Source organism: Paenibacillus endophyticus (genome assembly GCF_014192395.1).
GTDB classification, from domain to species: domain Bacteria; phylum Bacillota; class Bacilli; order Paenibacillales; family Paenibacillaceae; genus Pristimantibacillus; species Pristimantibacillus endophyticus.
The window spans coordinates 1-13,764 of sequence record NZ_JACHXW010000015.1 but is presented as its reverse complement, the minus strand read 5'-3'; the positions used below and the strand labels follow the sequence as shown (position 1 = coordinate 13,764).

The 13,764-nt window shown below is 50.6% G+C and carries 8 protein-coding genes; 7 read left to right on the top strand and 1 reads right to left on the bottom strand.

Going from position 1 to position 13,764, the window contains the following annotated elements; all coding sequences use genetic code 11:
- The 6 genes from FHS16_RS21010 to FHS16_RS20985 all read left to right on the top strand — a co-directional run bounded on the left by FHS16_RS21010 (position 1) and on the right by FHS16_RS20985 (position 12,179).
- Entirely contained in the window at positions 1 to 3,096 is a 3,096-nt protein-coding gene (locus FHS16_RS21010; protein ID WP_246431892.1) for a baseplate J/gp47 family protein, read from the top strand.
- Positions 3,097 to 3,153: 57 nt separating this feature from the next.
- Positions 3,154 to 5,418, top strand: coding sequence for a putative baseplate assembly protein (locus tag FHS16_RS21005; protein ID WP_183567276.1), 2,265 nt, complete (start codon positions 3,154 to 3,156; stop codon positions 5,416 to 5,418).
- A 33-nt stretch (positions 5,419 to 5,451) separates the two neighbouring features.
- Positions 5,452 to 7,557: a phage tail protein gene (locus FHS16_RS21000; protein ID WP_183567273.1), complete on the top strand. Its 2,106-nt coding sequence runs from the start codon at positions 5,452 to 5,454 to the stop codon at positions 7,555 to 7,557.
- A gap of 26 nt (positions 7,558 to 7,583) precedes the next feature.
- On the top strand, positions 7,584 to 9,254 hold the full coding sequence (locus tag FHS16_RS20995; RefSeq protein ID WP_183567270.1) for a hypothetical protein: 1,671 nt from the start codon (positions 7,584 to 7,586) through the stop codon (positions 9,252 to 9,254).
- A 229-nt stretch (positions 9,255 to 9,483) separates the two neighbouring features.
- Positions 9,484 to 10,527: a DUF1835 domain-containing protein gene (locus tag FHS16_RS20990; RefSeq protein WP_183567267.1), complete on the top strand. Its 1,044-nt coding sequence runs from the start codon at positions 9,484 to 9,486 to the stop codon at positions 10,525 to 10,527.
- On the top strand, positions 10,524 to 12,179 hold the full coding sequence (locus tag FHS16_RS20985) for an SGNH/GDSL hydrolase family protein (protein WP_183567263.1): 1,656 nt from the start codon (positions 10,524 to 10,526) through the stop codon (positions 12,177 to 12,179). Before FHS16_RS20990 ends, FHS16_RS20985 begins: the two co-directional genes overlap by 4 nt.
- A gap of 175 nt (positions 12,180 to 12,354) precedes the next feature.
- Here the strand turns inward: FHS16_RS20985 and FHS16_RS20980 are convergent, their stop codons facing one another.
- Positions 12,355 to 13,056, bottom strand: coding sequence for a DUF421 domain-containing protein (locus FHS16_RS20980; protein WP_183567260.1), 702 nt, complete (start codon positions 13,054 to 13,056; stop codon positions 12,355 to 12,357).
- 266 nt (positions 13,057 to 13,322) lie between these two features.
- Here FHS16_RS20980 and FHS16_RS20975 point away from each other — a divergent pair, with 266 nt between their 5' ends.
- Positions 13,323 to 13,601, top strand: a complete 279-nt coding sequence (locus tag FHS16_RS20975) for a toxin-antitoxin system YwqK family antitoxin (RefSeq protein WP_183567257.1) — start codon at positions 13,323 to 13,325, stop codon at positions 13,599 to 13,601.
- Positions 13,602 to 13,764: the final 163 nt, after the last annotated feature.

Below are 13,764 nucleotides of genomic sequence, written 5' to 3'. Positions count from 1 at the left end.
ATGAAGCACGGGGGAAGTAAGGGCGGTGACAACCGTCCGCCAAAAATAAACCATAATACGCTGTCCTCCTTTATGTCTCAGCTGAAGGAGATGGCACCGCATTACACGCCGGAATGGCGCTTCTCGCAAGAAGAGCCGGATGCGGGGACGGGACTCGCCTATTTGACCGCCGAGATGCTGGAGGGAACGGTCAAGCGACTTAATCAAGCACCGCTCAACCATTTTCTCGCTTTTCTTGATCTCATTGAGGTCAAGCTGCAGCCGCCTAGACCAGCCCGCGCTTCGGTTGTTTTTCAGCTTAGCGAGGGTGCGGTAGATCCGGTATATTTGCCTGCTGGAATTGCTTTGACTGCTCCTCATCCAGAAGGCGGAGAGCCGCTTGTCTTTGAAACGGAGAAGGTATTGCTTGCAACGCCTGCCAAGCTGATGGAATGGATCAACGTCCATCCGGAGCGGGATCATATTGCAACTGCCGCGATTGCGTACGGCGATCGCCTGAAAGGCGGTATTGCAGAGCCGGTCAGTCTGTTCGATACGAGCTCGAAGCAGAATGAGCAGGAGCATACACTTTATATTCGCCATGACGACTTATTTCTAGTTGATCGTCCAAACCGCTTCTATCTGAATGTTCACCATACCGAAAAACGGTATTCAGAGCCGGAGCTTGCTGCTTCGCTTGCGTCGGAGTGGGTGGAGTGGACCTATTTCTCGAACGGAAATTGGGTGGCTTTCGATTCGGCTACAGCGGCAGGAAATATGGTCGTCTTACATAAGAAAAAAGCAGGAAAGCTTGAAACGACGGAGCATGAAGGCATAAGCGGCCGCTGGATCCGCTGTACGCTGAAGCAGCTTCAAGGAACGGCTTCTCCTTTGCTGAGGAAACATTTGGAAATGGACAAGATTAGGCTGCGCGCTGCCCATGATGCTGCAAACGATGACGTTGGCATCCAGCCAGGCGCCTTGTACTTTAATGACACGGAGCTTTTGAGCGACGGATTCTATCCTTTCGGTGAGCATTTTGTTCCATATTCCGTATTTTATTTGTCCTGTGAAGAAGCTTTCACCAAGCGCGAGAGCAAAATTAAATTGTCGTTCAAGGCGAAAGCGATTCCGAGCAGGCTTCGTATGGCGCAGGATCCGGAAGTCAAATGGAAGATGGTCATGCGCACCTCGGACTTTGATGAGAAGGACCCTCCGCGTATCTGTATCCGGAGCGTGCAATGGGAGTACTGGGATGGCGGAAACTGGGCAAGACTGCCGGGCAGCGAGCGTTATGGCGGCATGTTCGCAGAACTGCCCGAGCAGAGTGAGAGAAGCTTCACGCTGGACTTCGTCTGTCCCGAGGACATGACGCAAACCTTTGTCAACGGCGCATCCGATTATTGGATTCGGGCACGGGTACTGCAGACCGATCCGATTATCGCTCCCGTTGTCGAATATATGTCGCCATGGCTAGGAGAGCCGTCGCTTTCTTATGCGCATGGATCGCAAACTTTGTTCATGCCGGAGCATGCCTTTACGAGAAGCAATATCGACAATCGGGACCGAACGATCTCTGCTCAGCAGGGCGGACAATCATTCAAGCTGTTTGAACCAATTGAAGCGAGTCATCCCGCGATGTATGCTTCCTTTGACATGGCTCCGCTAAAAGGACCGATTCGTTTGCATATCGAGCTGGAGCGAAGATTCTCGGTGCGCAACCAGCCGCCATGGGTGGAATGGGAGGCGCTATGCCTCGAAGCCGGCCGTTACGTGTGGCAGCCGCTCAAGGTCATTGACAGTACGGAAGCCTTTACAGTAAGCGGAGAATTACAATTTGTTGGTCCGCCGGCAATGGTTTCGGCAAGATTGTTCGGTCGCGAGCGATTTTGGATACGGGTCATCAATCGGGATAGTACGCTTGGAGATTCTTATCCAAGCAATCCGATTGCAAAGAGCATGCATTTGAATGCCGTATCCGTCAGGCAGCAGATCAGTCAGGAAAAGGAGCTCACGATTCCGTCTGACGGATTCGTACATTTAGCTCCAACCGCTTATATCGAAGAAGAAGTATGGGTGGATGAACTCGAGCATGTTACGCCAATGGACCGAATCTCGCTAAGCGATGCAGAACCGGACCGCTACATGCTGCAAAGAGATGGAGACGGCAACGACCAGCGCTTCTGGGTGAGATGGAGGCCGGTTGCATCGCTCGCTGAATCTGGACCGATTGACCAACATTATATGCCGGACCATGCCGGGGGAACGCTGCAGTTTGGCGATGGAATCCGAGGAAAGATGCCTTCCTCCGATACAGCCGAAACGGTCCGCGTTCGGTTCAAAACGACCAGCGGAGCCAGCGGCCATGTGGATGCCGGTCAAATAACAGGCATGGTGCTCCCGTTTGCTTTCATCAGCAGCGTGAGCAATCCAGCGCCTTCCATCGGTGGAGGCGACGCGGAGCGAGTCGAGCAGGTGCTCGAACGAGGACCGCAGCGGCTTAAGCACCGCGGACGGGCCGTCACAACAAAGGATGTGGAGTGGATTGCCCGAGAAGCCTATCCGCAAATTGCCAAGGTCAAATGCCTGAGCAATCGCAATGGTCTGCTGGAGCGTTCTCCTGGCTGCATGACGGTCGTTGCTTTCCCGTCAGGCGGCTTGGCGAATGCGGCGCAGTTTCCTGAGCTTCGCAAGGCAGTCGAACGCGAGCTGACGCGGACAGCCTCGAATATGGTCTCACTCAGCGGATCTATCCGTGTCATCGAACCGGCATACTTGGAAGTATCCGTCCACGCGACGGTAGCGACGGAGTCGGTAGACGAGCTGCTGCCGTTAGAGCTAGCCTGTGCGGCAAAGCTGAATGCGTTCCTCGATTCCGTAACGGGAAACGTGGATGGAAACGGCTGGAATATAGGCGAAGCTCTGCATGTGTCTGTCCTGCATTCTCTGCTGCATGCGGTCCGATCGCTTTTATACATTGAGCGGCTGTATCTGCATGTGGTTAAGATTGAAAATGGCGTAAGGACGGAATGTGATCCAACGCGAATGGATGAAGTTATACACGGCATTGTTGTCAACGGAGTACATACCATTACAGCAATACCTGCCCCTAAATAAAAGCTGTAATCCTTGCAAGGATCTTGATATAAATACTTAATAGAAAGGAGAGATCATATGCTGCCAAGGCTGCCCTTGGACGACCGCACCTATGCGGAAATTGTTCAACAAGCTAGAAGGCTTATTCCGAAACGCGTGCCTGAATGGACGGACGAGAACGCCCATGACCCGGGGATTACATTTATCGAGCTGTTTGCTTGGCTGACAGAGATGCAGCGATATTTCATTGGACGTGTTCCGGATCGAAACAAACGCAGGTTTCTGGATCTGCTGGGCATTGCGCCAGCGGATGCCAGTTCGGCGAAAGCGATCGTGCGCTTTTCGAATGTGAATAAAGCGGTAACGCTGCCTCGCGGATCGAAGCTCATGGCTGAGGATCAAATGTTCGAGACCGAAGCATCCATTTCGCTCGTACCGCTCGTGCTGGAACGGATTGTTACCCGGACTGAACGGGAAGCGAATGATGTTACGGCTACCAATGATCATGCGAACGTCGCCTTTTATGCATTCGGCAAGGATGCGAAGGCAGCCTCGAAGCTGTATCTTTCCTTTGACCGTGAGCTTGAGCCGCAAGAGCAAATAACGATTAACGTTAAGCTGCTGGAAGCGGGGGTCGACATGTTAAAGGATGCGGAACAGGAGTTTGTCGTGAACCGCTCCGCTATTTCGCCGTCGGCTCGCCTTTCCTGGAAGGCTTATTGCTGGGATGAGTCTTCGGGCTCTGCGGGCTGGATGCCCGTTGAGATGATCGAGGACGAGACACTGCATTTGACGCTTAGCGGAAGGATTACGTTTGCGATTAAATCGCAAATGCGCAGCGTCACGGTACATCCTGCCAGTGAGCAGGCCCGTTATTGGATATGCGCTACGGTTGAGGAAGCAGGCTATGAAATGCCGCCCCGCATACGCCAGCTTATGCTGCATACGGTAGCTGCCCAGCAGAAAGACACCTTAAGCGAAATCGTCGATTTTGTCGTTGACGGAGAGCCGAACGAAGAAATACATATGGATAGCTATTTGGCCGTTTTCGGACAAATACGCGTTCAAGTAAAGGATGCAGATGGATCTTGGCGCTACTGGCAGGAAACACCGTCTTTTGAAAATCTGCCTCCAATGGATCGCCCGCCATCATTATTTGCCCTTGTCAGGCATGAAGCACTGGACAGCGTGACTGTCAAGTTCAGCGACGGCTTATCAGGTGCAATTCCTCCGCCTGGGCAAACGGTAAGAGTCATTGCAAGCGAAGCTAAATTCGATCTGTACAGACAGGTTGGACGAAGCAATGGTCTCCCGGAGCAGACCTTTGAGCTGTACAGCCTGTCTTGCAAGAAGCGTGATGCTTTGCGCTTGCAGGTGGGAGTGCTCGAGCCGCAAGGCACTTACCGATGGCTGGACTGGACGCGGGTAGATGAATTTGACCGCTCCAAACCGGAGGACCGCCATTTCATATACGATCCGGTTAAACGGTTGATTCACTTTGGCAATGGAGAACGTGGCGCCATTCCGGAAGCGAGCAATGAAACGAATATCGTACTCATAGCCTGTGAGCTCGGAGGGGGAGATCGGGGCAACGTGAAGCCGCATCTCATTACCGAATGGGTGAACGAGGCTCAGAAAGCTTTACATATAAAAGCGGACAACCCTGGCTTTGCAGCAGGCGGTGCAGAGGCTGAAACGCTGCAGATCACCTTGCAGCGGGCACAGGCGGAGCTTAAGCATACATTCCGAGCCGTTACGAACGAGGATTACGAGACGCTTGCTAGAGCGACACCCGGCGCAGCTGTAGCTAGAGTACATGCGATTCCATTATTCAAGCCGGGATTGGCTGATTATCCGAGAGAAACCGCTCCGGGACAAATATCTGTCGTCGTTGTTCCGTATGGCCTGACGGATACGCCAACCCCTAGCGCTGGTTTTCTGCAAACCGTAAAGCGCCATCTGGATACGAGAAGGCTTGTCACGACCGAGGTGCATGTTATTCCTCCCGTCTATATTAAAGTGACGGTGAATGCTGTCGTTGTCGTTGAACCGCAGTTCGTAGACGAAGGACAACGCTTGGTTGAGCTTTTGAAAAAACTGCTGCGTCCGCTTGATGGCGAACATGGGATAAAAGGCTGGACTTTTGGCCGCTCCGTGTATAAAGGCGACATTTATAGCGCATTGAGCCTTGGGAACGGTGTCGTCTACGTTCAGGACCTATGGATCGATGCGGAGGGCCCGCATGTAAAGAAGAGCGCTGGCGGCGATATTATACTGCCGCCGCATGGTCTCGTTTTCTCGGGACAGCATGATATTGAACTTATAAGTCGTACGCATCTTTAGCATTGTGGTAATCGGCTGCAAAGGAGGCACAGCATGAACGGACAAAACCACTTTTTCTCGATCAGCCGCGAGCAGGATTGGCAGCGCGGCACGGGATACAATCTTGAATATCATATTGCGGGATATGGTGTTCAGCGCGATAGCCGCTATGGCATTGCGGGAACCATACAACTGAATGAGCTTACGGGCACTGCACCGGTTAAGGAAATCGCAGTCTCGCAGCATGAGCATATGTATTTGCTGGATGAGCGTGCAGATCTGTGGATATACGACCGTCGCAACGCCGACCATAAGCGCTTGTTTACGCAGGGCCATCGTTTGTTTAGCTCACATGCCAGGCTGGCTGCCTCTGGTGACCTTCTCATTGCAGCCGATCGCTCGAGTGAAAGAACGGTAGCAGCCTACCATACCGGGAACGGACAGACGCTTTGGTCCCGTATGGGCGATGAGGCGGACGGGATTCCCCTGCACCCCCTCGCCATTGCAGCTGACGATCGCTATATTTATATTCTTACACCGCTAGCTCTCGATCCGGGAGCGGATGAGCCGACGGTTGCGGAAGGGGCGAAGCTTGGCATTATCCAATTTACGCTGGGCGGGGCAGTCGCAGCCGTATGGAGCGATCCAGCTTTTACACAGCATGTACGAGCCAAGCTTAGGCATTTGAACCGAACGTATTATATGACCATTGCATCGTCCGGTGAGCTTTATATATTCGATACGCTGTACGCCAAGCTGTTCAGCTTCCAGGCGAATGGCCGACTAAACATAAAGCGGGAGCTTCCTTCGCTGCCTTACGCAGGGCTTTGCGCAGATGGAAGCGGGAAACTGTACGTAGGCGATACGCGTCAAATGGATCAAGTCAGCGAGGATGACCGCTTCATTACACAGTTGAACGCTGCCGGGGAGACCATCGGTCGCATTACGGGCTTCCGCGGCAAGGCGGATCAGCTGCTGATCGACGAGAAGGACCGCATGTACATATTGAACGGCGAGGATGGCACCGTTACGATATTAAATCTGCAGCCGCAAACATTGCTTATGGAAGAGACTGGCGTTCCGGAGGGGATTTGGCTCTCAACGGCATTCGACAGCGCCGAAGCGGAGACAGTCTGGCACAAAATGGCGCTGGAAACGTTCATTCCAGACGGCACGCAGCTGCATGTATCCTATTTCAGCCAAAATGAGGATAGCTGCATCATTGCCGGCAGTTACCTCAAGGTTGACGATTGGCTGGCAGATCGGACAATCCCTTACCGCGAGAAGCTGAAGGGGCTTGATGGTTTTTGGTCGAAGCCCGTTATTAATCCAAATGATGCTTTGTTTTTTGGGGCAAAGGGCCGATATTTATGGTTAAAGATGGAGTTTATTGCCTCGGAGCGATATACGCCTCTCATAGAATCGATGCGTATTTATTTCCCTCGGGACACGTATCTGTCTTATTTGCCGGCGGTTTATCAAGAGGACCCGGCCAGTCGCGATTTTCTTGAGCGTTATTTATCATTATTCGGCACGCTGTTCTCCGGCATCGAGGAGGATATCGAGGATTTATCTCGCTACATTGATCCGGAAAGGGCGACCGGCGAGCATCTTCGGTGGCTTGCGACCTGGGTTGGCCTGGAAACCGATGATTACTGGACGGATGACCAGGTGCAAGCTTTTATCCAGGCTGCACCAGAGCTGTACCGTTACCGCGGCACGCGTCAGGGCTTAATGAAAACCATTGAGATTTATACGGGAGTAAAGCCGCTGATTGTGGAGTACTTCCAAACGAAAGCGATGCGCGACCATGCGGAGCTGCGTCAATTGACGGATCAGCTGTACGGAGGAGATCCTTATACCTTCACCGTGCTCCTAAAGCCGGAGCAAGCTCCGTCCGAGAAGCAGCGCGTCGTTATCGAGCAATTGCTCGAAGAGCAGAAGCCAGCCTTCACGGAGGCCAAGCTTGTGCTGCTGCAGCCATGGATGTACTTGGATCTGCATACATACCTAGGTATTAATACGGTGCTCACGGAGCCATCGCTGCTTAAGTTGAACCCTGATCGGACAATGCCCAACGATACGCTAATCGTAGATATTGGCATGGAGAAGCGCCTAGATGTCCATACACGTTTAGAAATGGATTCAGAGCTGGAATAATATAAAAACGCGAAGGAGCGGTACAGGTGAAAAAATCGAGGCTGTATCCATTTGAGAGAAATCGTTATTTTTACGGGAAGCTGCTTACAGTGCGCGATTTCGAGTCCGAGCAGAAATATTTCAATGACAAAAGAAGATTGCTAAACCGCCTGCTTTACGGCAGCGGCGTATTGTCGGGCATGCAGGTTGTGGCTGTTGACGATAAAACGATCTCCGTTGAAATGGGCGTAGCCATCGATTATATCGGACGCGAGCTCGTCATACCGTCTCCCGTCACGCTCAAGCTGTCCATGATTGAGGGCTTTACGAACAATGAGTACAAGAAAAACGTCTACTTATGCGTCGCTTATGATGAGAAGGGCAAAGAACCCGTACATTCCGTAGGCAATTCGGCCATCCGCAACGATGAAGTAAGCGAATATAATCGGGTGCTGGAATCCTATCGTCTATTCATTAATGAAGAAGCACCTGCTCCCTCCTCCTTCGAATTCGTCCGTTTGCTGGAGAATGTCGTGACCATCTATGAGGATGCGAATGTGCGGATTACGCAGCGCATGCCTAAGTATGTCAATGTGGGCGAGGTTGTCGAGGTCAAGCTAGTTGTTGAGAAAACGCTGCAAACGCCTCGAATCGCGTTCCAATATGAGTACGAGGCTTCAGGCTTCACCTCTGTCGGACATGATGGCACCAAGGTGGTATTCGTGGAGCCGGGCGACGCGCAGGAAACAGAATATGCGGTGAGCTTCCATGTGAAAGCTCCGCAAACAGCTGGCGTTAAAGCGGAGCTATCCGTTCCGAATCAAGCTGCTAAGCTGACCATTGGCGATTCAGCAATTCCGCTGGACACGAATGCCAAGCACAGCATTGATGTGCTGGACGAGCCGGTAGCGAATCGTATTCTGAAGGATTGGCATGAGCGGACGCTTGAGCAGGCCGTGGAAGGCGCTGCGGATCAAAGCATTTGCTTAGCCAAGATCAGTTTGCTGCAAATGGGCCCAACCTATATGATCGAGAAAGTGGATCGGGTGCCTTTTGATGAATATATCGAAAGCACGTCGCTGCTGCAGCGCTTAGCCCAAACCTCACGAGGTTCGTCACTTAATAAATTTTATGCCAGTGCCGAGACGCATGATCTGGAATATGACGCGAAGCCGTCGCTGGATGTGCAATATCACCCGGATCGCAATGAGTTTGACTTCAAGCTCGGCATTCCGCGGCCTCAGCATTTGTACGATGAAATCGCAACCGGTACGATGGAGGTGGCGCTTGAATCAATCGGCAAGACCGGCGGATTCTTTTTCTCACGAGGCAAGAAAAACTACGTATCCGAAGAAATTTCACATGGCTTGGGCGAAGGTCAGGTTTCGGTAGTGGTTGGTCTTGAAGAAGTCGATCGGACGGTGCTCGCAGATCGGACAAGCACGATGAAAAAGATATATTACGGTCAAAGCGATGTATTCAAGGGGACCGAATTCGAGCCTGATATTCCGAATGTGTCGCTTGGAACGATTGTTTATCCTGAGAAAGGCAGTTTCCGAATCGGAATGAAGCTGCAGGGAGAGACGGAATCGGCGGCCTCTGTCATTGCGGTGCGTTGGTGGGCATTCAAAAGCCTTGGCGCTGGGCAAGCTGCTCCATTAGCCGATGATCCCGCGGACGAGGGTCTCTCCGAGGCGGCTGCTTCGGAGCAGGAGTAATAGAAATGAGCTGTAGGGAAGATCAACGCGCATACGTTGATCTTTCAGACAGCTTTTTGTTTATCCACGCGGAGGCTAGGGTTGGTAAGCTATAATGCTAGATAGATTGTACACGTGCATAACCAGCTGAGGATGCTGGAAATAGCAGGTATGCTGCGGCTATTCGAGAACAGAAAGACGTTGTTAAATGAAAGCGCTACAAATTAGAGAGGGATGAAGGTGGTTGAGCGTGGAATCCATAGGCGAACGGCTAAAGGAGCTTAACGATTATGAGGCAAGAAAACTATTGAATGAGCTTCTTGAGCTGTCGCTTTCCCGGTTAGATCATGAAGATAAGGGACAGAAGACTTTAGCGAAGTATGTATCTGATTTGTTCAGCAGTCACATTGCGGAGGCGATGTCGCGCCGCTTAGCGGAAGAACAGCGAAAAACAACCGTACATCTTATTTTCGGCTTATCGGCAGCGGGCTCTTTGAAAGTTTCGCTGAGCAAGCTGGGTAGAAGAATGGAAAATGAAGTCATCGCTTTTAATGAAGTATTTTCTACAGGTCCGATTCATGGGCTTGAGCACGCTGAGGGACAACGATACCGAGACATGTGGCTTGCCGAACGTTTACGGAATCATGCATTTTACCAGCTTGCTAATCGTGATCATCAAATCGAACGAATAATCGAGCGGCTTTCCGCCATTCCGGAGGGTAAATCCATCGACATCTGGTGTGCAGATAACGCTCACGATCAGATTGGATTGCGCTTTGCGCTGCATATTCTGAGAGGCAAACGGAACGCGATACGGGTCATTAATGTTTCAGAGCAAAGCGGGCTAGCGGCAGCGAAGGAAAAGCGAATATATGCGCTAGGCTTGCTTAATTTGGATGCTTATATGCAAATCATAGAGCAAAGTAAATCCGCTGCAGCGCTATCGGATGACAATCGGAAGCAATATGAAATGGCTTGGCAGAAGCTGTCTGATCAGAAGGACACCTTGCGGTTTTGGGAGAATGGAGAGGTGAGGGCTGCAACTGAAGAGGAGCTTGATTCTATGCTTTTGGAGGCTGTAAAAAGACTAGAAAGCCAGGCAATCAATGATGGCTATGTAAGAGCGGGGGCTGTCATTGGCGATCTTCAGGAGCATGTCGATCAGCTAATCGACTTTGGCTTTATGGAATATCGGCTTTGGCATTTAATTAGCGAAGGAACCCTGTCCTTCCGCGGTCTTCCCATCGCGATGCATCAATATGAGGTTCGAATCAAAAGGAGGAATAAAGAATGAAACCACTGTATGGAAAAGACTCGGTCATTCCGAATAAGAAAAAAATCGTATTTTTTGGCGATAGCATCACAGATGAGGGAACATATATCGCCTTCATGGACGCATATTTGCTTCAACATTGGCCTAGGCATGAGATTACACTCATTAACCTTGGCGTAAGCAGTGAAACAGCATCGGGACTAAGCGAGCCGGAGCATCCGTTTCCGCGTCCCTGCGTTCATGATCGTTTGGTGCTGGCTTTAGAGGAGAGCAAGCCTGACTGGGTCGTGCTTTGCTATGGGATGAATGACGGTATTTATTATCCCTTCTCTGACGAGAGATTTGAAGCTTACCAGCGCGGCATCCTCCGCGCAGTCGAGCTTGTCAAAGCCGCTGATGCCAAAGCTATTCTGATGACGCCGCCTCCATTCGATGCAGTATCCTACGACGCGCCGATGCAGCCTGAAGGCCAGATAGACTACAGCTATGCTGCACCTTTTGCCCGTTACGAGGATGTGTTGAAGCGGTACGCGGATTGGGTGCTTACTTTGCATGGAAGAGTAGATGCCGTCGTTTCCATTCATGATCCATTGCTTGAGCTATGGAGTGAAAAGCGCTCGAAAGATCCCGATTATGTAACAGGTGACGGCATACATCCAGGTGCTGAGGGACACTGGATCATTGCCCGTGAGCTGCTTCGTGTATTATTTAATATATCGCTCCAGCAGGTCCCGCAGCATGTGCTGCAGCCGGAAGAGATTCCTATATTCGCGGCGGTCATGGAGCGGCATCGCTTGCTTAGCTCCGCGTGGAAGGAGCATGTCGGCCACACAAACCCGAGCAAGGCAGATGCGCTGCCGCTGAATATAGCCATTGAGCGGGGAGAAGGCTTGGCGGCACAGATTCGGGACATCGCTTCCAAGCTGGATGTTGCCGCATCGCATTGCAGGTCGCTATGGAAAGGCTATGAACGGATCGATTTTATGCTGGAGGGCAGGGAGGGACTGCTTGTATTTCCTAAAACATTCGCAGAAGGCAAGCCGTGGATATGGCGGGCTTCCTTTTTTGATGCCTTTTCCTACGCGGATATGGCTCTGTTAGAACAGGGATGGGCAATCGCATACGATAACGTAAGCGATATGTACGGAGCTCCGGGTGCCGTCGCTCATATGCGAGTCTTTCAGGACTATGTCACAGAAGCCTTCGAGCTATCTCCGAAGACCGTGCTATTTGGCTTTAGCCGAGGAGGGCTATATTCCTGCAACTATGCGGTGGCCTACCCCGACCAGGTTAAGATGCTGTATCTGGATGCGCCTGTATTGGACATATTGAGCTGGCCGGCTGGGAGAGGTGCTGGAAAGAGATCAGAATTCGAGTGGCAGGAGTGTTTGGCTGTCTACGGCGTTGATGAAGAAACCGTTTCAGAGGCGAAGCTCTCTCCGATCGATAACGTGCAGGCGCTTGCCGCCACGAATATACCGATATTAATTGTAGCAGGCGATGCGGATATTCCGGTACCGCTGTCCGAGAATGCCGCACCGTTCGCAGAGAGGATCCGTGAGTTAGGCGGAATAGTTTCGTTAATCGTGAAGCCGGGGGTCGGCCATCATCCGCATAGCCTGGATAACCCCAGCCCCATACTTGTGTTCATTCTGCTTCATTCTAAAGCTTAATACAAGGTAAAGAGATAGTTGAAATCAAACTAAAAAGAGCGATGGCAGCCGCAGACAAGAAGAAAGTCTTAGGCTGTCACCGCTTGATTGAACGGACGTTCCTAGTTTATGTAACATCGAGATGCCTTATTTCGCGTATCTGACCTACTTGTCCCACAAAGCTGCGGAACTGTGTTTAAGGTTCTCGAACTACTTGTACCTGAACGGACTGATTGCTGTCTATCGTTGCTAAAATTATATCCTTTAGTACGCGGGGGCGTATTTCTGCTTCCAGCCATTCGCGGTCTTTTCCAATCTCGCGCAGCAGAGCATGTTCTATGTGACCATCCGCTATGATCGGTTTAGTCAAGTTGAAGGGTTCCGTCGATAGCTTCAGATCAGTTGGCGTTATAGGCTGGAAAGCCGTATTCATGAAAACGGATAACGTTCCACCGGGCTCCCATGCAGCAAAAGCAACCTTTGAGATATCATCTACATTTGCTTTTCTCAGCTCTGCGAACAAGAACTCAATAGGCAGCTTAGCTTTCGTTAGGTTTCTGTAATCAAGCTTTCCCTCCTGGATAAGGGTAATCGCGGGAGGATCAAAAAATTGTTTGATCAGCGGGATCTTTAGGCTGATCCAGATCGCGAGAATATATAGGATAACGAGAGAAACAGTCGTAATCATGGAACCTTTAAGCCCAAGATGCTCGTCCGATAACGGATGGGCAATAATGTTGCCAAGCGTCAGCGCAATAATGAAATCAAGAAACCGAAGCTGTGATATGGAACGCTGGCCCATAAATTTGGCAGCAACGATCAGAAATACGAATCCGACAATGCTGCGCAATATCCATCCCGTTGCCGTCAACGACTCTTGGCTTTTGAAAAAATCCATGTGTACAGTTCCTCCGTTACCCTCATTGGTCTAAAGTGTATCTTCCCCTTTTTTACCAAAGTCATACAACTAGCTATGCTGATAGCCTCACTTGAAGAAGCTGCCTTTTCATTTCTCTTCCTATTCCTCCAAGGAAAAAGCAGCCGATTGGAACCGTCAGTTGTCTTTTGTTTGAAACACGTAGTTCGAGAGTATCAGAGAATGCTTCTTTACTGCCTTTGTGATGTGTTAATATGAATGCAAAATCTGATTCTCGGAGGCATGTCATGGAAAACGAGAAATGCGACTTGACACCAAAAAGCGCTGTTAAACAAAAAAACGTTGATGTAATTAACGGCTACACGATCAAGTACCATGCTAATGGAAAAACGATGTGGTCTAAAGGGAAAGTGATCGATGACCAACCGGAAGGTTATTGGGAATGGTATCGGCTCGATGGAACGATAAAGCGTTCAGGTTATTTCGACAAAGGCGAGCCCGTTGGTGAATGGATCACTTATGATAGCCAAGGTATGAAGTATAAAGTTACCTCTCGCGATAAGTAATCTAATAAGGAATTAGGCTAGCAGCATTCTAATAAGGATCAATGAATAGAAAAAGGCAGGCTGAGTAATGAACTGCACCCCAATTGTTAGACACCATCTAACAATCTGGAGGTGCAGTTTTTTTGTCTAAGTTTAATATGAATTTGAAAATAGAGGCTATTCA

Coding starts and splice junctions, on each gene's coding strand:
- FHS16_RS21010 (WP_246431892.1), top strand. CDS start 1: ATGAAGCACGGGGGAAGTAAGGGCGGTGACAACCGTCCGCCAAAAATA.
- FHS16_RS21005 (WP_183567276.1), top strand. CDS start 3,154: ATGCTGCCAAGGCTGCCCTTGGACGACCGCACCTATGCGGAAATTGTT.
- FHS16_RS21000 (WP_183567273.1), top strand. CDS start 5,452: ATGAACGGACAAAACCACTTTTTCTCGATCAGCCGCGAGCAGGATTGG.
- FHS16_RS20985 (WP_183567263.1), top strand. CDS start 10,524: ATGAAACCACTGTATGGAAAAGACTCGGTCATTCCGAATAAGAAAAAA.
- FHS16_RS20980 (WP_183567260.1), bottom strand. CDS start 13,056: ATGGATTTTTTCAAAAGCCAAGAGTCGTTGACGGCAACGGGATGGATA.
- FHS16_RS20975 (WP_183567257.1), top strand. CDS start 13,323: ATGGAAAACGAGAAATGCGACTTGACACCAAAAAGCGCTGTTAAACAA.